At 45.1% G+C, this 494-nt stretch carries 1 protein-coding gene; it reads left to right on the forward strand.

The window, feature by feature from the left end; genetic code table 11:
- Positions 1-192: 192 nt before the first annotated feature.
- The coding region (locus ACO0LL_RS30335; RefSeq protein ID WP_422954537.1) for an IS110 family transposase at positions 193-494 on the forward strand (302 nt) is incomplete at its 3' end.

The following is a 494-nucleotide window of genomic DNA, read 5'->3' on the forward strand; positions in this document are numbered from 1 at the left end:
CGCTAATCGTACCTTGTATTATGACGCCTTCGGTAGTTATTCGTTAATATAGCTACCAACAAGTTCTTGGTAGGCATATCAAGATCGAGTGACTGGATGCCGGATCGTACCTTAGGTTTGAAACCTGCGACGTAGATTTCTGCACCAGTCACTCACCCCTCGTTTTAAATCGAACAGTATCTTTGGCCCAGCATGCTGGCAGCCCGTATTCACAAGGTAGGTTATCAGAGGATTTGTATGCACGATTTTCATTTGGGAATTGATGTCGCGAAGCTGAAATTAGATTGTACTTTGCGCCTGACAACTGGCAAATTCCGCCACAAAATAATTCAAAATAATCAGCAAGGGTTTCAGGAATTAAGCGCCTGGCTCAACAAGCAAGGTGCGGCCATAGCCCATGTCTGCATGGAAGCTACAGGTATTTATTGGGAGGCTGTGGCACACTATTTCGCTCAACAGAAATTCCCTGTTAGTGTGGTTAACCCCGCACAAAT

Source organism: Undibacterium sp. TC4M20W, from assembly GCF_049340245.1.
Classification (GTDB): Bacteria; Pseudomonadota; Gammaproteobacteria; order Burkholderiales; family Burkholderiaceae_D; genus Undibacterium.